This window comes from Stenomitos rutilans (assembly GCF_059505485.1).
In genome coordinates this window covers 1-23287 of sequence record NZ_JCACKR010000143.1, presented here as the reverse complement: position 1 = coordinate 23287, position 23287 = coordinate 1, and the positions used below count along the sequence as shown (strand labels likewise).

The window sequence follows — 23287 nt, the reverse complement described above, 5'->3', positions numbered from 1 at the left end:
CAAGCGTTTGTGGCACGCACCATTCAAGCGGATATCCAGCAGGCGATCGGGCGGCGATGGGCCCATCGCCGACCGGAGGAGTCGCTCCAGGTGATTCTGCTCAGTGATTTTGCGCTGGACTGCCCCACTCAACAGGTGCAGGCCGCCACGATTACGCTAGAGGCTGCCAGTCGGGAGGAGCGGCTCTTACTGGCAGCTAAGGCGGCAGTAGAGCAGTTGCGCGTCCAGGGCGAGAAGGTGACTCAAACAGCCATTGCTACCATGATTGGCTATTCGCAGCAGCGGGTATCGCAGATCTGGAAGTTACTACTTTTGCTATTAGAAAGCTCTGATAGCAAAAGTAGTAAACCAGCCAGTGTGCCGCTAAGTGCGTCAGAAGCTGAAGTGATCGCTGGGGTGAAACAGGTTGTCAGCACGCTGGTTGCAGACTATGAGGCGGTGCCACTGCTGGAATCGATCAGTGAGGTGTTCTTGGTGTGGTTGGCACCACGTCAGCGACTCATGCTGTGGCAGGGGCTGTCGCTTGAGGAGCAAATTCGTGTCCTTGCGTCGTTGCTGCTCACCTTACCGAGTGAGATATTGGTGGGCTTGCGCTGATGCACCGCTCAGCAAAAGGGCAAGCAATAGAACCGCTACTGTGAGCCTTTCGGCAATGGTGCCAGTTTGCAGTTCGTTCAGAGTGGGGAGAGCGAACAAACGGCGGAACACGCTTATGTAGGGGTACGCCAAACGTATGGTTGAGATGCTCCCTCTGACCAATTCCCGACCTTTGTGATTACATTGAACCAGAGAATTCGGCATAAGCAGGCTGGTTTAGGGATGAAACTCTTTGGCGTGATGTTCGCAGAGCCAGAGGTAATCACCTTCAGGAGCCAGTATTTGCTTGAGGTTGCCCCACTGCTTGCTGGGATCTTTTTGGTCGAGCAGTTAACGTAGAGCACGTAAGGCGGCACCGTCGATCGCTTCGAGGCGATGATCGCTCTCTGGCAGGGCATCGGCGTAGACTGCATCAGCAAAGCCTTTGCTGTCAGACAGTTTCCCGGCAAGCTCTTTGGCAAGGTCGATGTCGCTTTTGAAGATGGCTTCGTAGTCTTTTGCTTCCATGACACCGAGCCAGGGACCAACTAAGGGAGTGGCGAACTTGAGAATTTTAACCATGCGACGGTAGTAGGGTGTGACGGTTTGCAGCCACTTTTGAGGTTCGTCGATCGCATACAATCCGCAGGGTTGCTTGGGGTCACTAGGGTCAATGGTGGGGTGCATATGACCGGGCATCTGACAGTAGAGTTGCAGGCTGATGCGCTGCATACCGATGTCTTTTGACCAGACTTTGCGATCGTCGGGGCGGAGCACAAACAGATTAGGGCATTGCGATTCCAAGAATTTCTGCTGCTGTCGGAACTGTCTGAGAAATTGACTCTGCACCAGTTCCCGTAACTCTAATTGTCCATCCTGGATTTCATCTAATCGAGCCAGGACGGCATCTTGCGTTGTCCAATGCAGCCCAAACAGGAGTTTGGTAACAGAAATGTTTTCCAGACAAGAGGGACATTCAATGCTTTCCTTCGGCTGTTCGCGTTCGAGTCGTTTAACCAGATTGGCATAATCAAATTCGTGCAGGCAGCTTTCATGATTTGGGTCCGGGCAGGGAATTAGGCGGGTGATTTGCAGACCGGGGTAGCGACGCAGGGTGAGTTCGATGCCTTCTTTGAGCAGGTCAAAGAAGCTGTGGGGCATGGAACCGCGTACCGTGAGTTGCAAATACTCCGCGTTGGTTCTGTCGTCGCGTCCAATTTTGGCAAGTGCCAGATGGGTTTGTTCGCGGTCTTGAAATAAGACACCCGTGCGCCAATGGATGCCGCGACGTTCGCCCTGCTCGATAGTGAAGCGATGTTGACGAGCAATAAACCAGGTGGGAATGCCGGGAAGCATCTCACTGAGCTGAAATTTCATGGCAATCTCTTTGCAATGGAGCTCTTGCTGTTTGCCCTGCCACAGCGATTCGTAGTCGGGTGGTTCAAACGGTAAGCGTTCGACAATGAGGCTGATCTCTTTGTCCTCTAGCGTGCGGTAGGAGAGATCGAAGCGTTCCATCAGGCGTAAGAAGTGATCGCGCATCGGTGCATGAAGATCGCGCCAGAGTTGCTCCATACAAGGACGGGTGAAGATGCCGTTGCGTTGCGTGACTTCCTCCGCTTCCAATACTCGGCTGATGTGTTCTGTCACCCACTGCGGCTTGAAGATCACCAGATCGTTGAGTTCATCATTGTCTTGAAAGAACAGAATTTCGCCTAATTCATGCAGCCAGGTTGCCAGTACTCGTTGACTGTCGTATGCCACTTTGTGTTTAGCCATCACCTGCCAAAACGCTTGAGGGGTGGCGTAACGCCGTTGAGAGTTTCGCAATGTGTTGGCAAACTTAAGCCAAGTGGTGGGCCAGCGTTCGCCCATCAAAGGAAGCTGCGCAGCTGCCTTGGTAATCGCCTGTCGCAGATCACTAATCCCACTCCCGGTTTGATTGCTAATGTCCCATTGCCCGATGATTTTTGGGAACTGGTGGTGCAACTCACTGAGGGGCAGGTCGGCATTGCGTTCATCCATGTGGGTTGCCACCAGCAGAATCGGTGAATCGGGTGCGTTGGCGCGAATGGTCTTGAGCCAGTAGATGAGTTTGCCCTGTTCCCAACCGAGACGGGCATTCCATGCCAGCAGAAACAGCGAACGATTGGTGAGAAAGAACTGATGGGTGGCGTGATAAATCTCCTGGCCGCCAAAATCCCAGGTATTGAGCTGCATGGTGACATCAGCGTCGGTGGGATGGGGGAGCGAGAGACTGCCAATGGCAATACCGCGCGTGGTTGATTCTTGCTTATCGAATGGTTGTTCATTGAGTGCTCGCAGCAGTGATGTTTTGCCTACGCCTCCCTCGCCCACTAACAGCAGTTTAGACACCCATTGTTGCCTCCCATCCAGTTGCTCTTGAAGATACGCCAGAATAGCAGCGGTTCCCTGCTCTACAATCTCTGGCGGTGGAAACGTAAGGAAATTTTGGATTAGATCTAATGTTGTCAGATTGGTAAGTTGTCCCAATGACGTTGGCACCTTGCTCAGTTGATTACGAGAGAGGTTCAGTGTTACCAGCCTAGTTAGTTGCCCCAACTCTACTGACATACTGCCTAGTCGGTTGTCGGAGAGGTCTAGCGTTGTCAGATTAGATAATTTTCCTAGTTCTACTGGCACCAGGCTCAGTTGGTTGTTAGAAAGGTTCAGCGTTGTTAAATTAGTCAGCTGACCCAGTTCTGCTGGCAGACGACTCAGTTGGTTGTTATTGAGGTTTAGCGTTGTTAGATTAGTCAAACTCCCCAGTTGTGCTGGCAAGGCTGTCAAATCTTCATCTGAGAGATCAAGGACGCTCTGCTTTGTCCGCGCGGCTTGTTTGATTCTTTCAAGGAGTTCTGCCTGGTTCATGAACTGGGAGGTATGGGGTGTAGAGCTTCTACCGTGAGCATTAGCCGAACTGTGTAGGAATGAGAAGCGTGTGCTTCCTGCAACGATGACAGCGCGATCACGCTACTTTATGCCTATAACTGCTGCTCTACACAGGTGTCAACCTGTGTAGAGCAGCAGCCCTGATACTAAGGCTCACTTCGATCGCTTTTCTACAACTCTATTTGGACAAAGTTTTTCGTGTGTGTAAAAGACTCGATAACACAACAAAGATGCCTTGCCTCATTTTGTGTAAAAGCAAGCAAGGTTGCTGGGTCCATCACACGATTCTCATTGCCAGGGCAGTCGAAAGGTTTGAGGCGGTGAGATTGACACATCCACCGACTGGATGTCGGGCGTGATCGCCTGCGACAATATCTGCTGCAGCGCCGGACTCAAGTTTGCTCCCAGTCTGAGCTTCAGCAGGTCATTGGTCGCCAACTCGTCGATCGTTTGGTAAGTCAGTTGGTATTCCAAAATCGAGATGACTTCCTCGAGCCACTCATCCGGTAATTGTCCTCGTAAGTCGCGTCGGATCTGGACGATGGCAGGGTTGGTGTTGGTGAACATAGGCTTCCTTAAACAGTGATGTGTAGTGGCGCGATACTGTGATGTGTCAGCGATGTGAATGCTGCTGTCTGAGGTGATGTGTAACCGCTGTGACATCACACATCACTGGATGTAGACCCTGCTACGTCTAGGTTTCAGACCAGCGCACCCATTCCGCCTTAGAGTTGAGGGGTGAGAAGGTTTCGATCAGGTGCAACGCCATCAACTCCAGCAGTAACGCCTGTACCTGCTCCCCGTTTAAGCCTTGATTGCGGCCCCAATTTTGCCGCACGTCCCTTACCGCGATCGACCCTTTCTTGCGGAGATACAGTGCAAGGCTTTTAAGCTGACCAGCGGGCATCGCCTCCACTTGACTGGGCTTCTCCTTTGACTCTGGCGCTAGTGCGTCTGCCTGCCAGCAGTCCTGCAACCAGTTGTTCACCTGAGTACGAAAAGCAAACGGTGGGGCTTGTGGCGGTGGGGGCATGGGTGGCTGATGGGTTTGACTTGGCGGCGATGACCAGAGGGTGAAGTCCGTGATTTTGCGCTCAATCTGCGGTAGCTCCACCGGCAACCACTCTGCATGACCCAGTAGTTTTAATTTGCCCTGACCACTGGAGACCGGCTTGTGCGTGGTGGGGTGGATCGTGGGAATCAGCTCCAATTCCAGCAGAGCCGCATCCCGTAACCGAGCGATGCCTTTCGCATCCCCTAGCGCTGTCAAGGTCCGATCGTGCGCGACAAACAGGGGCGGCATCAGCACTTTGCGGCTATCACTCATCGCGGACTTGAAGAACTTACTGCCGATGTCACCTGGCAGTCGGTCCGCCCAGTTCGTCATTTCTTCCGACACTACACTGGTAATGCGCTGCTGCTGCCGTAACGACTGCTGCCAGTCTTCCTCGGTTAAGCCAGAACGGTTAAATTCCTGATAGCGGCGCTCGATTTCGTCGAGGTACCACTGCAGAAACTCGGCGATCGCGCGATAGTCCATGCCAGCACCGATATGCCGGATGCCTTGCCACTCGTGGTTAGCAGCATGAGGGTCCAGCAAAATCACTTGATGCCCCGCTCGTACCTTTTCCATCACCAGGTAGCGAGCGGTCCAGCTCTTCCCGGCACCCATGCCGCCAAACAGCAGCCCCGGATATTCGAGGAAGTTTTGCAGATAGGCCGTCGGGTCAGCCGTCGAGGCTGACGCGGGAGTGACAGGTACACTTGGCTGACTAGGCGCGGCAGTTGCGGCCACGGGCTGCGGGGCAACCTGCTGTTGTGGCGACGCTGATACGTCCTGATAATCAGCATCTTGGATGTCTGACAGATACGGTGCCATCTGGGGGTAGAGCCGTTCAGCTGCCTGTAATTGAGCCACTTGTTGATAGCCTTCTAGTTCAGCCTGATGGGCGATCGCTTGCAGTTGCCCTTGCTTCAGCAACGTTTGGCGCTCCCACTCTTCGTACTGACGGCGATAATCGCGTCGTGTCTGGGTGAGTAACCAGGCGGATACACAAAGCCCAGTACCCATTAAGGACAGGGGAATTTTGCGGTACGCCGCCTGGTAGGTAAGCTGGGTGCCCAGCAAGCGAAACGTTTCCGGTTGATGCAGGTAGCCACTGACCGCGAGCGCCGTACTGGTCATACCAGCCGCTAGCAGCCCCAGAATCTGAGGCAGATAGAGGTCTTTCACTTCAAAACCTCCTGCACCTGTTGCTGGACGTGCTGCTGCACCTGTTGGCTGGTGTGGGCGAGCTGGTCAAACCAGCCTGTAAAGATTGCTACGACCAGGGCGATCGCAATGGCGAGTAACCGGGCACTGCGAGATAGATAGGCAGGCAGAACCAGGGACAAGATACAGGCGATCGCCCCAAGCCAGTAGAACGGCAAGAGCGCTGTCAGCCAGCGGGCGATCAAGGTGACGGTAATGCCCAGGGCGAACAGCCCCATGAAGCGGCTGATGCCTTCGAGGGCGTAATCAAGGCGAGCCGGTTCGGGGGCTGCCTCTGGCTCATAGTAGCCGTCGGACGGTGGGAGCATCAGGGGTGAGTCGTATTGGTCAAACATGGCTCACCTCATACCCGAAAGAAGTCTTTGACACCATGCCAGAAGCCTTTCCCAGGCTTGCCAGCGGTGCCATAGGTCAATAACTCTTTGCGGGTTTCAGCCTGTCGCCGCAGTGCTTCTTGCACTTGCAGCTGTCGCTGCGCCTGGGGCACTTTCTCACCGATCGCTTTGGCGCGGTTCTGATGCCGCAGGTGAATCAGTTTGATCGCGCTCTGGAAGTCCAGTCGGTTCAGGTCATATTCCGAGCGGTATTCGGCTTCGAGCTTCTGCATCCCATGCCCGGCTTTCTGGTTCAGCAGTTGCAGATGCTTGTCGTAGCCTTTGGAAAGTAGCCAGGCGTCTAAAAGGCTCTTGTCGATGTGCTTGGAGCCTTTTTCGACTTGCTTCAAGACGCGCTGGACAAATTGCTCATACTCCACTTGCCCTTCAATCAGCGTGGTAAAGTGCTTCTCCAGAATCGGTAGAATCTCCTTCAGACGCGTCATGGCGGTAGCGCGATCGGCAAACAAAGCGAGTTCGTGGTCGCTCATTTGGGGCAGTCGCGCCAGGTCGATGCCGAAGTAGCGCGACGCGCGTTCGGTCAGGGCACCGGCATGGGGTAGGACGTGAGATTGGATACCCTTGGGGCTGCTGCTGTAGCCTTTAGCTTTCGGTGCGGACATTAGTTGCACTCCTTGGTTTCAGAAGACCAGAACAAGAAACTGCTGCGATGGGTGTCGCAGAGGGGCGAACGGGGGACGAGGACGACGCGCTGACCAGACGCACCGGCGAGAAAGCCCAGTAAGTAACCACCCAAGACCAGTCCCAGCACGGCGATCAGAGCAAGCAACAGCGTCTGGAGCGGATCGCGGTAAGTCGTGACGCGCTCAGTCGTGGTGGGTGGTTGTGCTTGCGCCAGTGCTGTTTCGAGTGGAGTAAAGGTGGTACTGCCATCTGGTTGTTGCTGCACCAGATAGGGTCTGCCTGCCTGATCCGACCAGACCGCCAGCTTCCCGGGTGCGGTTGAAGTTGCCAGCGGCAAGGCGTTAGAGTCGTGTCGCATCGCTCCTCCGGGTATCGATAAAGGTGTTGTCCAGCCATCCAGTCTGACCCCGCCACCGCACGGGCACCCAGACCACACCGTCTTGCTGCACACGGCGTTCTGGGGACAATTCCACCAGGTCACCGTGCATCAGTACGCCTAAGACTGCACTCTGCAAACTGGGCGCAGCGCGGAAGTTGGCAGCCATGCCAGGGCTTTGGATGTGGACGATCGGGAGTACTGCCGGATCGCTAGACGGTGCTGCTACGGGTGTCGCTGTCGCCAACGGTAAAGGCTCTAAAGACGGTTTTGCAGAGGCTTCTGGCGGTTGTGTGGTAGCATCCTGCTGGGATGCTAGTGACGGGGTAGGCAGGGGCGAGATGAACGGTGTGGCAGTAGGACTGACTGCTGCTGTTGTGGCTGGTTGCTGCTGTTGCGAGAAGCCGAAGCCGAACATTAACAGGGGAATAGCCAGCAAGCCCAACGCGATCGGCAAGCCCCAACTCCGAGCGGCTGGCGGCTGGGGCGGTGGCACCGGATTGAGGGTGAAGTACTGTCCTTCACCGGGTACAGGTTTTGTCATGATGGGAGTTACTTCTGATTGGAAGGTTGGGAGTCCAGAGCCAGCGGTTTACTTTGGACGGTGAGCGCTGGCTTCTGTCGTTGAGGGGCTGGGGTCAGCCGTTGGTGTGTCGGCTCTTAAGAGCGCCCAGGCGAGCACCAGGAGCATGATTGATAGCAGCAAACGCGTCAGGCGTCCGCTGGGGGCTTTCCCAGGTTTTGCAGAGTGGTGAGAGACTGCTGTAGATTTTGCGTCTCCTGGCTTTGCGCTGTCGCCAGCATCGCGGTTCGTTCACGGTAGAGCCGCGCTTCCAGCTTGAATTCGGTGGCTTTCTCAGCGATCGCGGCTTTTGCCTGCTGGGTCTGTTGCAGCTTGTGTTCGCGCACTCGGATATCGCGTTGCATCTCTGCGGTCAGCACATCGGCAGTCTCAAGGAACTGAGCCGCGATCGCCAACGGATCATCAAACGCAATCACTTCACTTTGTCGGAGTGACTCCAGGCTGTAGGTCTGCGGCAGCTCTGGCTGAGAGAGGATAATTTGGTGATTGCCAACCTCGATGGTGACTGCCTGTTGTTCTGCCGACTCTAGCTCTACGGCTGGTGGTTCAGTCACCACATCAAACTCATGCAGCAGCCGATCACAGGCTTCAGGTGTCAGCCCATCGCCGGTATCGATACTCAACTCTTGGCAGCGACGATAAACGCTGGACTTAGGCAAGTCGTGGTCACGGCAAAACTTGGTCAGTGATGTCTTCATGCTTTCCCTCAAAGGCTTACTAGAACGGGGTGGAACAACTAGGAACGGCTAGGAACACGATTGCTTCGTTTCGTGCGTGTTTCAGTCCAGTTCCCATCACGTTCCACTTACTTCTCATCCAAAAGTAGCATATGGTTGTAAATATGCAACCATATGGTAAAGTTTGCTTGATCTAGGCAGAATGGGACTACCATCTAGGGGAAAATAGGGTATGAACAGCAGAGTGGCTAAGAAAGTCTTTGCAAGCGTGAGTGACCAGCTCGCTGAAAAGCTAGAGAAACGGTCAGAGATCGAAGGGCGATCGCTGTCGAATCTGATTAGCTATCTCCTTGAAAGGGAGATGGAAGACTGGCAGGTACCGCAAACGAAACAACAGGCTAAGTAAGGGCGATTTCCATGACACAGGTACTCTCAAAAACCAGTGACCCGCGCCTCGTGCAGCACGATCGCTCATGGGAACAGTTCAAGCACATTCAAAAGGGCTTTGAAGGTTCCCCAGGTGTCAGGCTGTTCTACTACGAAGGGACGATCGAAATTCTCATGCCAGGTCTCGACCACGAATTTTTCAAGTCAGTGATTGGGATGCTACTGGAGCTGTTTTTTTTAGCTAAGGAGATTGAGTTTGCCCCCACTGGCTCTGTGACCCAGGAGCGTGAAAATGTCGTCTCAGCTCAGGCGGACGAGTCGTATTGCATCGGACAACCGAAAACGCCGCCCGACCTCTCGATCGAAGTCATCTTTACCAGTGGCAGCGCCACGAAGCTGCAACGGTATCAAGCTCTAGGAGTACCTGAAGTCTGGTTTTGGGAAGATGGAGTGTTTAGCCTTTATCACCTGCGAGCGCACGGCTACGAGCGCCTTGAGCGCAGTGCCATACCAGCACTGGCTACCCTCGACTTCGCTCACCTCTCACGTTGCGTCTTGCTGGCTGAGACCTCCAGGCTGGAAGCGGCTAGAGCGTTTCGCCAAGGCCTTTAGGAGCGAGCGCTGTTCACCAACGGCAAGCAGCGGTCACGGAGTAGGGACGAGTAGCGTCCGACCAGCAACTGGTGCTAGAAGGCGTACCGACGGAGCCGCACCAGCAGTTTTGGAAAAACTGTGCCAAGGGACAGGATTTGCGGTTAGATCATTGATACTCACCACAGCAAAGCTCCCACAACAGCGCGAGCCGCAGGTGAACAACAAGTTTCCACGTTTGAAGCGAGAGGAGTGTCCGTCATGTTCTAGGCAAGGCTAGAAGCCAAAAACCCCCACTGCCGCGAAACAGAAGGGGTTAGAAGGCTTGTTATTCAATTGAAGGATAGGAGCAGGGACTCTAACTGATGCTTTAAGCGGGCAGGTTGTTAGGTCACCTAGCTTTGCTATGCCAATTTTAGTGGCAATTTGTCAAAAGGTGCAACCACTTTGACAAATTGCTCTAGTTTTTGCATGGCTTCCTATCTGCTGTTGTTCCAGCCATAGGGAGTAAACTTGTGCATCGAATTTTTTATCAAGACTGGGAGGGCTGCCCATGCGGTTAGCCCCCTCCCATGCCTTTCCCTCGGTTCAGGAAAGCAATGATCCCTTCCTCGCGCTCTGGACCCATCGCTATGACTACCTCTGGTCCGAGCATCCCCAGCCCGACGAGCGACCCGACTGGCAAACCGAGAGCCGTCATCCTTTGAGCGATCGCCTGCTGCAACAAGGGGCAGTGCTCTATGGTGTCCGCTTTAGTCCCACCACGCGCTATTGCGTCCTCAATGTGGACAAGGGCAGTACCTACCATCCCAACCGCGATCGCTTCGCCTGGCGACGGTTGATCGGAGCACTGGAAGTCTTGGGACTGGTGCAAGCCGTGGTCTGCACGTCCAGCTACAGCGGTGGTCTCCATCTCTACTTCCCTTTTGACACTGAGCAGAAGACATGGGCGATCGCCCTGGCGGTCTCCACCCTGCTGGAAAACAGCGGGTTCAAATTGGCTCCTGGTCAGCTGGAAGTCTTTCCGGGATTGGAACAGGATACATGTAAAAACCTGCAGGATAGGGTTAAAATGCTTAGCCTGTAAGGGTTACAGCTTTTAAGCCCTACGACATGCCACCAGAAACCTTGATTGGTACAGGGTTGGACTATTTCTGGCCCAAGTACTACCCCAAAACCAGTAGTACACGACCCTTTTTGGTGCCGTTTCAACGCTTGAAAGCCCCATTCTCTCGTAGCACTTCTGCCCGTGCCGCAATAGGGCAGACATTGTATCGCTTTCTGGTTGAGTTTACTGAAAGCACTGATGAGCAAGCCTTTGAAGGCTATCTTGCAGGTTTTTGCACGTATCCTGTCGCAATCCCGAGGACACAGTAGCGGGTGGTGGGACCGAAGCGGACACCGTAGAGCGACGTGCCTTGTTGCAGCAGGCGATCTGAAAGGGGATGACGGTTCTCGGTTTGCCAGTCGGGTCGCTCGTCGGGCTGGGGGTGCTCAGCCCAGAGGTAGTCATAGCGGTGGGGCCAGAGCGCGAGGAAGCGATCATCGCTTTCTTGGACAGATGGAAAGGTACGGGAGGGGGCTACCTGCATGAGTTGCCCTCCCAGTCTTCGTATTTTTTTAGACGCACAATTTCACTCCCTATGCCTGTTAACTACGGCAGATAGGAAGCTATGCTGATTTGTTTGATGGAGTTTGCTTAGGATGCTACAAGATGCTCACTCGAAAATGCTCAAAAACTACTTAACCAAAAATGCTGCTGTGTAAGTGTTTCAGCGACTTGTGATTGATAAGTGAGTTAAAAAAGTCAAAAACGAGTCAAATAGTGTTGCACCATTGACAAATTCCCACTAAAATTGGCATAGCAAAGCCGGATGGCTTAACTTTTGCTTTTCCAGGGCGGTTAGTTAGAGTCTCCAAATCCTATCTAAAACTGAATTAAAGTCTTTTGCCCCTTCTGTTTCCTCAGTTGGGGTTCTGACTTTTAAAGGGCTTGTTAGGTCATCCAGTTACCTCCTGTACTGTCCAAACGTGGAAACCTGTAAGTTCGTCTGCTGCTTGCACTACTGCCAGCAAAAAATTACTGTAGAAAGTAGCTTAAGCGATCTAAGCGCAGATCTCGAAAAATGCCGCAGTTTTTGAGCCTGGATCTTTGTAAAGAGTCCAAACATTCAGCGCCTCTCACGTCACGGGTACAGTTGCGGCTGCCAAAATCTGCTCCAAGCTCAGTTGCAACTCAGGAAAGACCAGCGACTCGATCACCTGCTGCCCCCGGAATTGCTTCACCTGATACTCACCAGTTGGGTTGAGTTGGTAGACCGAAAACGTGGGCTGTTTGGGAGAGCCAATATACCGCTTACCGCCTAAGCCCAAGTAGTCGCAAACCCAGTATTCGGCAATGCCTAACGCCTCATAGTCTTCTAGCTTCATGGCGTAGTCATCGCTCCAGTTGGTGCTAACGACTTCAACAATGACCTTGGCCGATTCCCCCCGCGTGATCGTAGATTCCTTTGCCCAGCGGGTATCGGCTGCGATCGTGGTGCTGTCCAGCACAATCAAATCGGGTTCGTACCCCGACTCACTGTATTTAACGATGCACTCCTTGGGAATGAAGTAAGGAAGTTGAAGCCTACGGATTTCAAAATTGACTTCAGCCACCAGAAAACCGGCGACTTGTGAGTGTTTGCCAATGGGTTTCGGCATCTCAATGATTTCCCCATCATGCAACTCGTAGTGGTGTTCTGAGTGCTCTGGATACCAGGCAATGAACTTATCAAATGTGACTTGCTTCGGTGTGGCTTGGATCATCGCGATCGCCCCTTACGTTGATTTGCCACTTTTGGGTTGGGGGATTTTCCCCTGGTCTTCAGCTTCCTCGATGACTTTTTGCAGCAGATACGCTGCCAAATTTGCCACAGGCCTAGCCTCTGACCCGGCCCAGGCTTCCAGCTTAAGATAAATCCCCTCTGGAAGCGTGACGTGGATTCGCTTGCTCACGGTTTCTTGTGTATCGATGTTGCTTCGATGATACATCTGAGTCTCCTAGAAGCCTTAAATAGAGCATTTATGGGCTTATATAAGCCTATATAAGCTACAATCAGCTACAATCAACATCACGCAGCTAACCTTTGTTCAGGATATGCGGCTTAGCCTCTTGCCACTAAGGGCAAGGCAATCAGGAACTCGGCTCCTTCACCGGGTGCAGAAAGACAGGACAAATTGCCCCCGTGCTTTTCGACCACAACCTGATAGCTAATCGAGAGACCCAAACCAGTGCCTTTCCCAACAGGCTTAGTGGTGAAGAAGGGCTCAAAGAGCCGCTGCCGGACTGGCTCTATCATGCCTGAACCATTATCCGTAATGCGAATGTGAATCTCGTGAGACGGAGACGGTTCTGTTTTTGAGTGATCAACCACTACTACGGTCTGAATGGTTATAGTGGCAGGCTTCTGCCGCTGCTCCTCCGGCGATCGCCGACGGTTGTATTCATCTAGCGCATCAATTGCATTACTCAAGATGTTCATGAACACTTGGTTCAACTGTCCGGCGTAACACTCCACCATCGGCAGGTCGCCATAGTCTTTCAGCACCTGAATTTCCGAATGTCCTGCCGTTGCTTTAAGCCGACTCTGCAAAATCATTAATGTACTGTCAATGCCGTCATGAATGTTCACCGCCTTGATTTCTGCCTCATCCATGCGCGAAAAGTTTCGCAGGGCCAGAACGATCGTTTGGATACGCTCGACTCCAACTTTCATCGACGTTAAGAGTTTGGGCAAATCTGCTTGGAGAAAGTCAAGGTCGATCGCCTCTGCCTCGGTTTGGATTGCGGCGGCTGGCTGAGGGTAATGTTGCTGATAGAGCTGTAGCAGATTGAGCAGATCGGAAGTGTATTCGCTTGCGTGATTCAGGTTGCCAGAAATGAAGTTGACCGGATTATTAATTTCGTGAGCGACTCCCGCCACTAGCTGCCCTAAACTTGACATTTTTTCAGTCTGCACCAGTTTTGCCTGTGTGTGCTGTAGCTCTTGGAACGCTTGAGCGAGTTGCTGTGCCTTTTGCTGTAACGCTTCTTCTGCTTGTTTGCGTTCCGTGATTATCGTCGCCGTAAGCACCAACCGCTGAATACTACCCCTCTCGTCTTTGATTGGGTTGACCGTCGTTAACCACCAGATATCTTGCTTCTGAAACGGCAAATGTTCTTCATAACGAACGCTCGTGCCAGCACTGACACACTGCTGATAATGCTGGCGCACTGTTGCCCCATAGGTTTCACCAAAGAGTTCCTCCGGCGTTTTGCCCGCGATCGCGGCACTGGGAATGTCGGCCAGTTTTTCGGCTGTCGGGTTCCAGGCGACATAATGGAACTCGCTAGCTGCCAACACATCAATGATGGCAATGATGTGTTCGACCCCTTCATAAACAGTGCGAAAAAACTGTTCTTGTTCTCGTAATTGCACTTCTGCTTGTTTACGGTTGGCGAGGTCATTCAGAATGGCAACGTATTGTCTTACCGCAGGTGCAAAGTGGCTTTTGATCGCTTGAGCAAGCTTAAGGTCTGTGTCTGTCCAACCTTGTGCCTGCTTAGTCTTATGCTCCCGCCATAGGTCAAACGATTGACGCGGCAGCCGCTGGCGCTCGTCTGAGTCAAATTCTCCAGCCCACAATCTTTCGGTATCGATTTCGTCACGGAAAAGCGTCAAATAACCAACCGTTTGTTGCCCCTGTTGCAGCGGTAGGATGAGCAAACTGCGGATTTGCGTGTTTTGAAAGGCTTTGACAAGAGCAAGGCACCGAGGGTCTTGATAAAGGTCTGCGATCGCGACACCCTCTGAGTGATGATGAAGTTGCCACAGAGACCCCTGTTCTAGTGGTTTGTCATCAACGCGAGAAGCGCCAGTGGGTTGGTCACCCCAGGTGTAAAGTTTACCCGCTGGATCGGCATGGGTTGGTAGGAGAAAGAGCCTCCCTCCCGATCCGCCAACGGCTTCAACCGCTGCTTCTAGCGCTGCCCCAAAGGGATTAGTACTGGCATAGAGTAAGGTGGCGATACGGTTAGCCGTGCTTTCTTGCTGCGCCTGTAGCTGAACCTGACTGAGCAAGTTGGCTTGAGCGATCGCGGTTGCGACTTGATCGACAACCAGTTGGAGAAAATGCAGGTCTGCTTCAGAAACGGAACGCGGTTTAGAGTGGTGAGCAACGAGCAAGCCCCATAGCTGCTCCTGTTGTAGAATTGGGACGACAACAGACGCTTGTACACCCATCGCTTTCAAATACTCGCGATGGCATACATCCACTGGACGATAGGATAGGCTGCCAAGGCCGCTGTCACTCCCTTCAAACGCCTTTGAGGTACTCCAACCAATTTGCTGAGCAGACAGATCAACAATGGAGCGTTGCCGTGCCTTCAAGAACAGTGCGCGGGCTTCTGATGGAATATCATCAGCAGGGAAGTGTAGCCCCTTTAAAGAGGGTAACTGCTGGTGCTGTATGGCTTCTGCAAGCACTTCTCCATGCTCATCTGGATGAAACCGATACACCATCACGCGATCGACCTCTAGAAAACGACGCACTTCTACCACCGTTGCCTGTAGAATTTCCTGTAGCTGAAGGGATTGACGGATAGAGGTGGTAATGTGGTGCAACTGATTAGCTTGTGGCGATCGAGGTGGCAGTTTCGACACGCGGTTTGAAAAGACCATAATGAAAACACTCAGCCCATAATTCCTTGCTTAGTGTGGACACAAGGCACCGTCTTTTAACCTTATGTAAAGGTGCAAATCTCTGAGTAGGAACCTACGGACGCAACCGTTGCGTCAGCTCATCCCGAAGCCCTCTTACTGCTTCGACATACTAACGACAGCTAGAACATTTTGCACCCGTGAACTATTTTTTGATGCCGTCAGGCTGTACACACCCAGGAGACTTGACTGCGTGACCCATCAAGTCGGCATTTTCAGGCAGCCTCACCAAGCATTGACCATTGGCATCATCCTCGCTGTGACGATGGTCGCGTTTGAGGGGTTGGCTGTGACAACTGTGGCTCCTAATCTCGCTCAAGACTTGCACGGCATTGATCTCTTTGGTTGGGTGTTTAGTGCCTACTTACTGGCTCAACTGACCGGGACAGTGCTTGCCAGTCACCAGATTAATCAGCGTGGTCCGGCTTTACCCTTCATTGCTGGCTTGGTGTTGTTCGGGCTGGGACTGGTCATTACTGCCTTTGCGCCCAATATGCCGATCGCCCTCGTTGGTCGTGCGCTGCAAGGGTTTGGCGCTGGCGTTTTCGTGACCTGCATTTACTCCAGCATCTTCCTGTGTTACGAGGATGCACTGCGGGTCCAAATCTTAGCTGTTTTCTCCGCTTCGTATGTTATTCCAGCCCTGATTGGACCTTATATCGCTGGTGTGCTGGCGGTTCGCTTTACCTGGCGCTTGGTTTTTTGGGGGCTGCTCCCATTCCTCTTGCTGGCAACTGTTCTAACTCTGCCAACGTTTCTTCGCATCAAGTCTGGTGACCAACCAAACTCGGATGAGTCCAATCGCTTTGGGGTTGCCATCCAGCTTGCGATCGGCACTGGCTTGTTATTGACTGGTCTTGGTCAGTTACCGCAAATGATGGGCGTCTGGGTTGCTTTGGCAGGCTTATTGTTTGTCGTGCCGCCACTGCGAAAACTTTTGCCTGCTGGTACGTTTGTCGCGTATCCTGGTTTGCCCGCAGTGGTAGCTTCACGAGGGCTTTTTGTCGCCAGTTACTTTGGCCTTCAAACCTTTCTGGTATTTGCCCTCACAACACTGAAGGAACGCGCCCCTGACACCGCAGGCTTGGTTGTAGCCGTAGGTACACTCAGTTGGTCAACGGCTGCTTGGCTACAAGCACGCCTAGATCGTCATGATGGTGGCGATGGTCGTCGGTTGCGGGTACAGGTTGGCATCGTCTTCATGCTTGTGGGAGCAGGGCTAGCACCACTAGTGATCTGGATCCCCAACGGGGATTTGGGGATGGCGGTTTGTAGCTGTATCCTACTTGGTTTTGGCATTGGGTTAGCGCATCCAACGAGTGGCGCGATCGCCTTCAATTGTGCAACCAAGAGAAGCGAAGGCGCAATTTCTGCGGATCTTCAAATTGCCGATACCTTTACCCCAGCGATCAGCATTGGTCTGGGTGGTGCGCTGCTGGCGATGAGCCGCACGTCTGGCTGGGCGCTGTCGCTTGGAGTTACTGCTGCCTTTGCCGTGCAACTTTTGCTGATCATCGTAAGCTTGCTTGCAGCCTCTCGTCTGCCACAGCGGCGGAAAGCTTAGAACGCAATGGTAAGGTTTAAGCCAAAAGTGGAAAACTCACCACAAACGTGGTCTGATTAGCGGTACTGGCAACAGCAATGGTTGCTCCTAAGCGGTCTACCAGTTTCTGTACCAGCGCCAAGCCTAAACCAGTACCGCCATGCCTCCACGGATCATTGTTTGGGATGCGATAGAATTTGTCAAAAATGCGAGGCAGTTCTTTAGGTGGAATTTCGATGCCAGAATTAGCGACGCTGATTTGTAGCGAATCAGGCTCTAATTGAGCGGTAACCGTAATTTTTTCTCCGGCACGGGTGTATTTACAAGCATTCGTGAGTAGCTCACTCAACACCCTGGTCAGCATTGGTACGTCCGTTGTTAGGAGTGGTAACGCTGATGAAAGCGTAAGCGTAAGCTGCTGCTGCTGCTGCTGCGCTTTCTCTGCAAATGGTTCAACGAGGTGGGGAAGCAAAAGCTTCAAATCAACTGGCGTAAGCCGTAGCGCTTCAACTTCCGCATCCAGCCGTGCCAGATCAAGCAAATCGTTAATCAGGCTGAGTTCTCGTTGGCACTCTTCCTGCAAAATCCCAAAGTACTGCTTTGCACTTGGCTCTTGCTCAAAGAGACCGACCTTTGCCATCACAAGCTCAAGCATCTGAGTAGCCATTTTGATGTTAGCCATCGGAGACCGCAGTTCATGCGAAACCGTACTCAAGAAATCGTCTTTGAGACGATTCAGTCGATCCAGTTCACTAATTTGCGTCTGAGCAGATTGGTAGAGCCGTGCTTGCCGAATCGCGATCGCTGTTTGGTTTGTGACTTGCTGAATTAGTCTAATTTCTAACTCGTTAAAGAGGTCGTGCATCGGCTTTGATAACCACATATCACCAAGAACGCCCTGATCATCCACAATCGGGCAGGATAGGATGGCGATCGGCTCTTTTAGCGGTCGTGCCTGATTTAGCACAAGCGGGCAGAATTGAAAGCAAAGCCCCTGCAGGAGCTGAGTATGAAGCGCAGGGTCGTAGCTTTCTGCCATCTGCACGACTTCTCCTTGTGCCGATGGAATCGAGCCGTCCGTATAGTCATAGCAAATAGTAGACGTTGTCCGTGCCTCGTTATAGATGGCAATATCACAGCAAATGACCTGGAGTGCCACTGCCAAAGCTTGCACCACAGTCTGCAAAATCAAGCGCTCATCAAGACTATCCCGGACGCGATCGGTAATCTGCTTTAGCGTTGACTCAAAGTGCAAAGCCTGCTGGAGCTGAGCGGTATGGTTCTGCACCTGTTGCTTGACTTCCATCTGCTTATACTGAGTGATGTCATAGCAGAAACCGACATAACCGCTGAAAGACCCATCAAGATCACTTAGCGGTTTGCCTGTGTTCGTCACCCAGCAATAAGTCCCATCATGATGCCGTAAGCGGTGCTCGATCGTAAAAGGTTGACGCAGAGCAAAGGCTTGCCAGTAGACACTCAAGCACCGATCGCGGTCGTCAGGATGAAGGTCGCTTAGCCAAGCGGTTCTCAGTGCTTGTTGCAAAGTCTGCCCTGTAAATGACAGCCAGGCTTGATTCACGTATTGCAGCTGATGATCTGACCCAGAGAACCAGACTGGTACTGGCAATGATGTCAGCACCGTCAAGGGTGGCTGGTGTAGCGCTGCTGAGACTGGTGCTTCAGTTGATGCTACCTCTCGCTCCAGTATCAACTGAACAGACTTTCCAGTCAGCGGATCGTTGATACAGCGGATCTCTAAGCCTTGCAAACGTTCGCTATTGAGTTGGCTGAGGCTTCCAATTTTGCCTTCAACCAGCATGGCTTCTTGTCCTGCTTCGAGCTTAATCCTGGAGAAGTGGCATTGCACAAAAGTGATGTGCCCCTCTTGGTAAAAAAGCCATGCCTCAACAACAGGCTTGCCTTGATGAAGTTGTTGCCAGTAGGTTTGCCATTGTTCTCGAAGCGCTTCTGAGAGTGAACCAAATTCACGCTGCAAAAGTTCTGCTAAGCTGGCAGCCTGCCACAATGACACCGCTGCTCGATTAGCCCACAAAAGCTGTAAGCGATGACGATCAAAGATCCAGAGAGGTGTTGTCAGAAGGTTCAGTGTCGCGAACGTAGCAGGAGTAAAGACGACGCTATTCACCTCGGACATACAAGTAAAAACTGAGTTGGATAATCAAAAAACAGCACTGAAATGTCTTAGCATCCTAATCCTACAGTGCCCTAAATCAACTACAAGTTACCTTTTTGACTCTTTTCTCAGCTCAAAAGAATGCCACTGATACTCTAAAGTTAGACCATAACGTGAGTCACTAGAGACAACCATGACCATGACCATCAACGTGTTGAGAGACTTCAACTAAGAGCTACCGACGGTTAGTGGTAATGACTAAAGAGCATCTGTTGACAAGAAGAGTAGTGCTTCGCTGAATCAAGCAGGCATACCTCTCACGCTAATGTTTAATGTCAATGCACTAGGCAAGCTCAGCCATTTAGACCAGAGCATTGGCGATCGTCTCAGGGGCCATTTCAAAAGTCCTACTGCCTGTAGCCAAACGTGAACAGTCCTTCTCAATCCCTTTTTTTAAGGAATAACTTTGAACCATTCTCCCTTCAGAAAGAGGGGAAAGCTGAGGGCTGAACGCTACAGGCTTTACTTTCTCAACCACCTTCTCAATCGTGTTCTGCTTCTCAGTTGCGTCCGGTTGTTCATACCAATCTGCCCACATCTTTAAGAGTCCTGCAGGATGTTCACCTGTTGATCCTGCCTTTTCAAAATCGTAAGCATCGATAAACCGTTGCAGAATGGACACGAGGCTGGCATCAAGACCTTTCGCTTCGCTTAAAGAGTGTCTTGCCGCAACAAGACTAGCGCGAGCATAGGCTAGCTCAGTCAGCAGGCGTCTTGCGGTTGGTGGAGATGTTTCGTGCTCCGCGATCGCGAAGAGAATGCGTACAGCACTATGTGCCACTTCGGGATCCGAGTTTAGAAAACCAGCCGTAAGCCCAGGCTCTTCTTTGTCCAAGAATGTCACGTAGGGCGAAACTTCTTTTGAGGGCACTTCTCCACACGAATTCCACACCAGAGCTGCTCTTTTCTGAGCATTGTACTCATGACTAAAGGTGGGCAAAAAGAGTTTCCTACTAGTCCAGAAATCACCAGCAGGTCCATTCTTACAAAGGAAGCCGATGAGGCTCTCCTGAATCGAATGAACGGCTTCTTCAACATTCATGCCTTTTAGTACAGTTCGTCGGTAGAACCAGGGCGCAATCCGTTGAAAGAGGCCATAGTCTGAATCCATCGGGAACTTCGTCATATCAGAAGGAGCGAGATAAATCAAATAATTCGGGTCAGCAGAATTCAGCTGAGTATATTTATTTGGAATCCGTTGAATGGTACGCAAATCATTACCAAACCGATCATCAACCGCGGCTGAAACAATATGCTCTAAGTCATGCCACTCAGGAATGGGATAGGGCACGAAGTAGTTAATTAAAGGCTGATTATAATCACCTTCTCTAACGGCTTGTCTACCTCCAGGTTGAGTAATTACGGCATGTCTAGCAATACGATGGGTGGATAAAACGTCTGGCTTGCATGACTGAATAAACATGATAGTACCGACATTCAGCAAAGCAATGCCAAGCTGGTTTTGTTGCAGTAAGGACCAGAGATATTGCAACTCTCTAGGATAAGTACTGGCAAGACTGCTTAATCTTTGAGCATCCGCTTTTGAGCAGAAGCGTCTGCCGTTAAAATCGATCAGCGAGGCTGCTGTCTTAAGGAGAGCTTCTGCTGTACTAAGCGCGATCGACGGTCGAGCCTGTAAACCTTTAGGCCCGGAGCCAAAGAGGTCAAGTGCAGACAATTGAAATTGCTCACGCAGAAAAATAATTATGTTTTCGCGGACTGTATTCTTAATTCCACAGGCAATCTGGTCAATTCTTTCTGGTGCACCCATTAGTGACGATGTTTTGATGTCGGCAGGTATGTAAGCATTAGTCATTGAGACACCTCAGAAAGTGCGCCATTGGTCTAGAGTCAAACGATCAATGATGAAAATTCTTTGACTCAGATGATCGTGCGTGCAAAAGCAAGGAAACATCCACAGCTTTTAGTCTGTCAAGGTGGAATTTCTAGAACCGTCCATAATCTTCTTAGAGCTAGGTTACAAGTCCTTAGAAAACCACAGCTTCTTTGGCTATCCGGGCAGTTTTATGAGGAAGGTAAGCCACGGTTAAGTAAAATAGTTGACGACTTTAGGAGATTAGCTTTGGCACTACACGTTACGTCTTCTACAGACGCAAAGAGACTAACACAGATTTCGCCATTTACGTCACTTAGCTCTTGTGAAATGTTAATCCCATAGATCGCTTTAGGGGTGCTGTGAACGACTTTTCTTTAAATGTTCGCGTTGGCACGCTTTCAGGTGTCAAGCTCAATCTCCGGAACAGAGGAAATAAACTGTGAAGTCTGTCATTAGCTTTCAGAGAGAGAGTAGCTAGACGGCTGGAAACTGCCTCAACGGAGTACGGCAATAGTGCTCGGCGGGAGCGTGACTAAAAGCGCCTCCGATGCTGAGGTTATGGGAGTAGCGGTTGTTAGTGCGAACCTTGTTTTGCCGTAGTTGGTCAGACAACCCCATCTGCACGCGGAACATAGCATTTTAGGAGGTAGTAGTATGGCAAAGTGTGACTATTGTGGCACCACGATTTTGTTCGGTGGCGTTCGTGCTGATCGATATAGATTCTGTAACCAAACCTGCCAACGCAAGGGTTACTCACTCGCGGCGATCGATCAGATCCCAGAGGATTATTTAAGAGAGCAGGTAAGAGCACTACATCAAGGCGCTTGCCCTCGTTGTCAGGGTTCCGGTCCGGTTGATGTGCACACCTCGCACCGTATCTGGTCCGCACTGGTGCTGACGACTTGGAGTAGTAGACCACATATTTGTTGCCGTCGGTGTGGACGCCTTGAGCAAGTGAAAGACGGCTTGCTGGCACTGTCGCTGGGCTGGTGGGGCTTCCCGTGGGGCTTGCTTGTGACACCGATTCAAATTGTGAGGAACTTGGTGGGGCTATGCGGTGGACCGAGTGATGCCAAGCCCTCGGACGAACTCTACCGATTGGTGCAGATCAACATCGGAGCGAGGCTTCTACAGTCTCGTCAGTAAGTAGCATCAGTGGCTCGAGAAAACCATTTAATCGCTAGTCGCAGTTAGTTTGTCGAGTTCATCTAGCAGTTTTATAATTCGACCGCGCTTTTTGCGATCGCCCCAGGTTTCAAGTTTCTGTAGGCGCTTACTGATATCACCCAAGCGCTCGGCAACCATCTTCTCTGGTGTTACTTCTGACTCAGGTTTTAACGCTTTGATTCTTACTTTAATTTCGGTTAACGACAAGTTCTCAGCAATTGCCTGACTGAGCAACATCGAATGTTGCTCCCTATCTTTGACGCGGGCGATCGCTCTGGCTTTCGTGAACTCTATTTTCCCTTCACGCAACGCTTGCAAGATTCCTGATGGCAGATTAAGCAGCGGCAAACGGCTTGTACGAAAGGATTCAGCCGTAAAGCGACTAATACCAGCTAGCACTGATTCGATCGTTTGAAGTTGGAGGAAAACGTTTTCCTCCAAAGCTTGACCTCGATTTTTAGCGTGATTCGCTCGATGGAGAACAGAGGTAACATCCTCCGTACTGCGTCTAAGCTCGATCGCTAGCAGCTCAAGAATGCCCTCGGTTTCCTCAACAGGATTCAAGGCCTCTCGCTGGAGGTTCTCGATTAGAGCAACCTGAAGAGCTTGGCGATCATCAAAATCTCGAATGACTACAGGGATCTCCTGCAACCCAATCTTCTGAGCCGCTTGATAGCGTCTTTCGCCTGCAACCAGCTCATAGCCACTTCCAAATGGACGCACTAACAGTGGTTCCAGAATGCCGTGCTCTTTAACCGACCTGACTAACTGAGCCTGTTTCTCAGGATCAAAATAGCGACGAGGTTGATGCTTCGGTAACTGAATTTGTTGAATTGGTACCGTTTGAGGAGCCTGTACACTCTCAGGATCAGCAATGAATTTTTGGGCGATCAACGCAGATAGCCCTTGTGCAAGTGACTGCCTTGGTTTAACCATTCAGACCTTCCAAAACCTTCTTAAATAATTGCTCAAGTTCCCGTCTGGCGATTCCCGCTGTAGAACCAGAGAGATCAAAAACCGTTGCATTTTGCCCATAGCAGTCAGCGATAATTTGTCGCTGGTGAATCACTGTGTCTAAAACCAACACATCTGGCATGAGCCGCAAGACCTCGATCGCCTCATCCTTCAATTTTGTTCCTTTCACTGCCCGATTAACAAACATCACAGCTTTAGGTTGACCCCGTCGAATTCTTTGAGCCTGGTGCACTAAACGCACAGTATCAGAAGCGCTTTCTAGGTCAACCCCGGTGGGCTGGCAAGGAATCAGCGCTAGATCAGCCGCTAAAATAACAGCTCTCGTTGTTTCAGAAAGAGCTGCGGGCCCATCAATCACTACCCAATCGCAAGACTCCCCTAACTAAATCGGGTAAGCCCCCGGCTTTGCCGGGGAGACTCTCAAACGTTTGAC

Annotated in this window: 24 protein-coding genes; 7 read left to right on the top strand and 17 right to left on the bottom strand. The window is 51.7% G+C overall.

All coding sequences use genetic code 11. The features are described from left to right. Both AC5JLP_RS30085 and AC5JLP_RS30080 read left to right on the top strand, forming a co-directional pair. The coding region (locus AC5JLP_RS30085; RefSeq protein WP_496071539.1) for a hypothetical protein at window positions 1–597 on the top strand (597 nt) is incomplete at its 5' end. A gap of 183 nt (window positions 598–780) precedes the next feature. Next, window positions 781–936 (top strand): hypothetical protein, encoded by a 156-nt coding sequence (locus AC5JLP_RS30080; RefSeq protein ID WP_496071538.1) that lies wholly within the window; start codon window positions 781–783, stop codon window positions 934–936. On the opposite strand, the gene AC5JLP_RS30075 is transcribed toward AC5JLP_RS30080, so the two are convergent. The 8 genes from AC5JLP_RS30075 to AC5JLP_RS30040 all read right to left on the bottom strand — a co-directional run bounded on the left by AC5JLP_RS30075 (window position 928) and on the right by AC5JLP_RS30040 (window position 8437). After that, complete coding sequence (locus tag AC5JLP_RS30075) at window positions 928–3468, bottom strand: COR domain-containing protein (protein WP_496071537.1); 2541 nt, start codon at window positions 3466–3468, stop codon at window positions 928–930. The genes AC5JLP_RS30080 and AC5JLP_RS30075 overlap by 9 nt on opposite strands. 309 nt (window positions 3469–3777) lie before the next feature. Then, a complete protein-coding gene (locus tag AC5JLP_RS30070; protein WP_496071536.1) occupies window positions 3778–4152 on the bottom strand; it encodes a hypothetical protein in 375 nt (124 codons plus the stop codon). A gap of 31 nt (window positions 4153–4183) precedes the next feature. Then, entirely contained in the window at window positions 4184–5722 is a 1539-nt protein-coding gene (locus AC5JLP_RS30065) for a hypothetical protein (protein ID WP_496071535.1), read from the bottom strand. Continuing rightward, window positions 5719–6096 (bottom strand): hypothetical protein, encoded by a 378-nt coding sequence (locus AC5JLP_RS30060; protein WP_496071534.1) that lies wholly within the window; start codon window positions 6094–6096, stop codon window positions 5719–5721. Before AC5JLP_RS30060 ends, AC5JLP_RS30065 begins: the two co-directional genes overlap by 4 nt. Before the next feature lie 8 nt (window positions 6097–6104). Continuing rightward, window positions 6105–6758, bottom strand: a complete 654-nt coding sequence (locus tag AC5JLP_RS30055; RefSeq protein WP_496071533.1) for a hypothetical protein — start codon at window positions 6756–6758, stop codon at window positions 6105–6107. Then, window positions 6758–7138, bottom strand: a complete 381-nt coding sequence (locus AC5JLP_RS30050) for a hypothetical protein (protein WP_496071532.1) — start codon at window positions 7136–7138, stop codon at window positions 6758–6760. Before AC5JLP_RS30050 ends, AC5JLP_RS30055 begins: the two co-directional genes overlap by 1 nt. Further along, complete coding sequence (locus AC5JLP_RS30045; protein ID WP_496071531.1) at window positions 7122–7700, bottom strand: SH3 domain-containing protein; 579 nt, start codon at window positions 7698–7700, stop codon at window positions 7122–7124. The genes AC5JLP_RS30050 and AC5JLP_RS30045 overlap by 17 nt, the downstream gene beginning before the upstream one ends. A 167-nt stretch (window positions 7701–7867) precedes the next feature. Beyond that, window positions 7868–8437 carry a hypothetical protein gene (locus AC5JLP_RS30040; RefSeq protein WP_496071530.1) on the bottom strand — a complete coding sequence of 190 codons (570 nt, stop codon included), beginning with the start codon at window positions 8435–8437 and terminating at the stop codon, window positions 7868–7870. Window positions 8438–8648: 211 nt separating this feature from the next. Here AC5JLP_RS30040 and AC5JLP_RS30035 point away from each other — a divergent pair, with 211 nt between their 5' ends. The 3 genes from AC5JLP_RS30035 to AC5JLP_RS30025 all read left to right on the top strand — a co-directional run bounded on the left by AC5JLP_RS30035 (window position 8649) and on the right by AC5JLP_RS30025 (window position 10481). Next, window positions 8649–8822, top strand: coding sequence for a ribbon-helix-helix domain-containing protein (locus AC5JLP_RS30035; protein ID WP_496071529.1), 174 nt, complete (start codon window positions 8649–8651; stop codon window positions 8820–8822). A gap of 11 nt (window positions 8823–8833) precedes the next feature. Beyond that, window positions 8834–9415, top strand: a complete 582-nt coding sequence (locus AC5JLP_RS30030; protein ID WP_496071528.1) for a Uma2 family endonuclease — start codon at window positions 8834–8836, stop codon at window positions 9413–9415. Between the two features lie 532 nt (window positions 9416–9947). After that, a complete protein-coding gene (locus tag AC5JLP_RS30025) occupies window positions 9948–10481 on the top strand; it encodes a hypothetical protein (RefSeq protein WP_496071527.1) in 534 nt (177 codons plus the stop codon). 238 nt (window positions 10482–10719) lie between these two features. On the opposite strand, the gene AC5JLP_RS30020 is transcribed toward AC5JLP_RS30025, so the two are convergent. The 4 genes from AC5JLP_RS30020 to AC5JLP_RS30005 all read right to left on the bottom strand — a co-directional run bounded on the left by AC5JLP_RS30020 (window position 10720) and on the right by AC5JLP_RS30005 (window position 15096). Then, window positions 10720–10986, bottom strand: a complete 267-nt coding sequence (locus AC5JLP_RS30020; protein ID WP_496071526.1) for a hypothetical protein — start codon at window positions 10984–10986, stop codon at window positions 10720–10722. A gap of 589 nt (window positions 10987–11575) precedes the next feature. Continuing rightward, complete coding sequence (locus AC5JLP_RS30015; protein ID WP_496071525.1) at window positions 11576–12202, bottom strand: Uma2 family endonuclease; 627 nt, start codon at window positions 12200–12202, stop codon at window positions 11576–11578. A gap of 12 nt (window positions 12203–12214) precedes the next feature. Then, complete coding sequence (locus AC5JLP_RS30010) at window positions 12215–12427, bottom strand: ribbon-helix-helix domain-containing protein (RefSeq protein WP_496071524.1); 213 nt, start codon at window positions 12425–12427, stop codon at window positions 12215–12217. Window positions 12428–12540: 113 nt separating this feature from the next. Continuing rightward, a complete protein-coding gene (locus AC5JLP_RS30005; RefSeq protein ID WP_496071523.1) occupies window positions 12541–15096 on the bottom strand; it encodes a GAF domain-containing sensor histidine kinase in 2556 nt (851 codons plus the stop codon). Between the two features lie 232 nt (window positions 15097–15328). Between AC5JLP_RS30005 and AC5JLP_RS30000 the strand changes: the two genes are divergently transcribed. Then, on the top strand, window positions 15329–16699 hold the full coding sequence (locus tag AC5JLP_RS30000) for an MFS transporter (protein WP_496071522.1): 1371 nt from the start codon (window positions 15329–15331) through the stop codon (window positions 16697–16699). 16 nt (window positions 16700–16715) lie between these two features. Here the strand turns inward: AC5JLP_RS30000 and AC5JLP_RS29995 are convergent, their stop codons facing one another. From AC5JLP_RS29995 to AC5JLP_RS29985, 3 genes are all read right to left on the bottom strand, one after another. Then, complete coding sequence (locus AC5JLP_RS29995; RefSeq protein ID WP_496071521.1) at window positions 16716–18836, bottom strand: PAS domain-containing sensor histidine kinase; 2121 nt, start codon at window positions 18834–18836, stop codon at window positions 16716–16718. 340 nt (window positions 18837–19176) lie between these two features. After that, window positions 19177–20691: a hypothetical protein gene (locus tag AC5JLP_RS29990; protein WP_496071520.1), complete on the bottom strand. Its 1515-nt coding sequence runs from the start codon at window positions 20689–20691 to the stop codon at window positions 19177–19179. Between the two features lie 495 nt (window positions 20692–21186). After that, complete coding sequence (locus AC5JLP_RS29985; RefSeq protein ID WP_496071519.1) at window positions 21187–21345, bottom strand: hypothetical protein; 159 nt, start codon at window positions 21343–21345, stop codon at window positions 21187–21189. 21 nt (window positions 21346–21366) lie between these two features. Here AC5JLP_RS29985 and AC5JLP_RS29980 point away from each other — a divergent pair, with 21 nt between their 5' ends. Then, window positions 21367–21858, top strand: a complete 492-nt coding sequence (locus AC5JLP_RS29980; protein ID WP_496071518.1) for a hypothetical protein — start codon at window positions 21367–21369, stop codon at window positions 21856–21858. A gap of 27 nt (window positions 21859–21885) precedes the next feature. Here AC5JLP_RS29980 and AC5JLP_RS29975 read toward each other — a convergent pair whose 3' ends face one another. Together AC5JLP_RS29975 and AC5JLP_RS29970 are read right to left on the bottom strand one after the other, a co-directional pair. Then, entirely contained in the window at window positions 21886–22815 is a 930-nt protein-coding gene (locus AC5JLP_RS29975; RefSeq protein ID WP_496071517.1) for a ParB/RepB/Spo0J family partition protein, read from the bottom strand. Beyond that, on the bottom strand, window positions 22808–23212 hold the full coding sequence (locus AC5JLP_RS29970) for a ParA family partition ATPase (protein WP_496071516.1): 405 nt from the start codon (window positions 23210–23212) through the stop codon (window positions 22808–22810). Before AC5JLP_RS29970 ends, AC5JLP_RS29975 begins: the two co-directional genes overlap by 8 nt. Between the last annotated feature and the right edge of the window lie 75 nt (window positions 23213–23287).

Excerpts from the sequence above, each read along its gene's own strand:
- AC5JLP_RS30075 (WP_496071537.1), bottom strand. The coding sequence starts at position 3,468 with ATGAACCAGGCAGAACTCCTTGAAAGAATCAAACAAGCCGCGCGGACA.
- AC5JLP_RS30070 (WP_496071536.1), bottom strand. The coding sequence starts at position 4,152 with ATGTCACAGCGGTTACACATCACCTCAGACAGCAGCATTCACATCGCT.
- AC5JLP_RS30060 (WP_496071534.1), bottom strand. The coding sequence starts at position 6,096 with ATGTTTGACCAATACGACTCACCCCTGATGCTCCCACCGTCCGACGGC.
- AC5JLP_RS30055 (WP_496071533.1), bottom strand. The coding sequence starts at position 6,758 with ATGTCCGCACCGAAAGCTAAAGGCTACAGCAGCAGCCCCAAGGGTATC.
- AC5JLP_RS30050 (WP_496071532.1), bottom strand. The coding sequence starts at position 7,138 with ATGCGACACGACTCTAACGCCTTGCCGCTGGCAACTTCAACCGCACCC.
- AC5JLP_RS30045 (WP_496071531.1), bottom strand. The coding sequence starts at position 7,700 with ATGACAAAACCTGTACCCGGTGAAGGACAGTACTTCACCCTCAATCCG.
- AC5JLP_RS30040 (WP_496071530.1), bottom strand. The coding sequence starts at position 8,437 with ATGAAGACATCACTGACCAAGTTTTGCCGTGACCACGACTTGCCTAAG.
- AC5JLP_RS30035 (WP_496071529.1), top strand. The coding sequence starts at position 8,649 with ATGAACAGCAGAGTGGCTAAGAAAGTCTTTGCAAGCGTGAGTGACCAG.
- AC5JLP_RS30030 (WP_496071528.1), top strand. The coding sequence starts at position 8,834 with ATGACACAGGTACTCTCAAAAACCAGTGACCCGCGCCTCGTGCAGCAC.
- AC5JLP_RS30025 (WP_496071527.1), top strand. The coding sequence starts at position 9,948 with ATGCGGTTAGCCCCCTCCCATGCCTTTCCCTCGGTTCAGGAAAGCAAT.
- AC5JLP_RS30020 (WP_496071526.1), bottom strand. The coding sequence starts at position 10,986 with ATGCAGGTAGCCCCCTCCCGTACCTTTCCATCTGTCCAAGAAAGCGAT.
- AC5JLP_RS30015 (WP_496071525.1), bottom strand. The coding sequence starts at position 12,202 with ATGATCCAAGCCACACCGAAGCAAGTCACATTTGATAAGTTCATTGCC.
- AC5JLP_RS30010 (WP_496071524.1), bottom strand. The coding sequence starts at position 12,427 with ATGTATCATCGAAGCAACATCGATACACAAGAAACCGTGAGCAAGCGA.
- AC5JLP_RS30005 (WP_496071523.1), bottom strand. The coding sequence starts at position 15,096 with ATGGTCTTTTCAAACCGCGTGTCGAAACTGCCACCTCGATCGCCACAA.
- AC5JLP_RS29995 (WP_496071521.1), bottom strand. The coding sequence starts at position 18,836 with ATGTCCGAGGTGAATAGCGTCGTCTTTACTCCTGCTACGTTCGCGACA.
- AC5JLP_RS29990 (WP_496071520.1), bottom strand. The coding sequence starts at position 20,691 with ATGACTAATGCTTACATACCTGCCGACATCAAAACATCGTCACTAATG.
- AC5JLP_RS29985 (WP_496071519.1), bottom strand. The coding sequence starts at position 21,345 with ATGTTCCGCGTGCAGATGGGGTTGTCTGACCAACTACGGCAAAACAAG.
- AC5JLP_RS29980 (WP_496071518.1), top strand. The coding sequence starts at position 21,367 with ATGGCAAAGTGTGACTATTGTGGCACCACGATTTTGTTCGGTGGCGTT.
- AC5JLP_RS29975 (WP_496071517.1), bottom strand. The coding sequence starts at position 22,815 with ATGGTTAAACCAAGGCAGTCACTTGCACAAGGGCTATCTGCGTTGATC.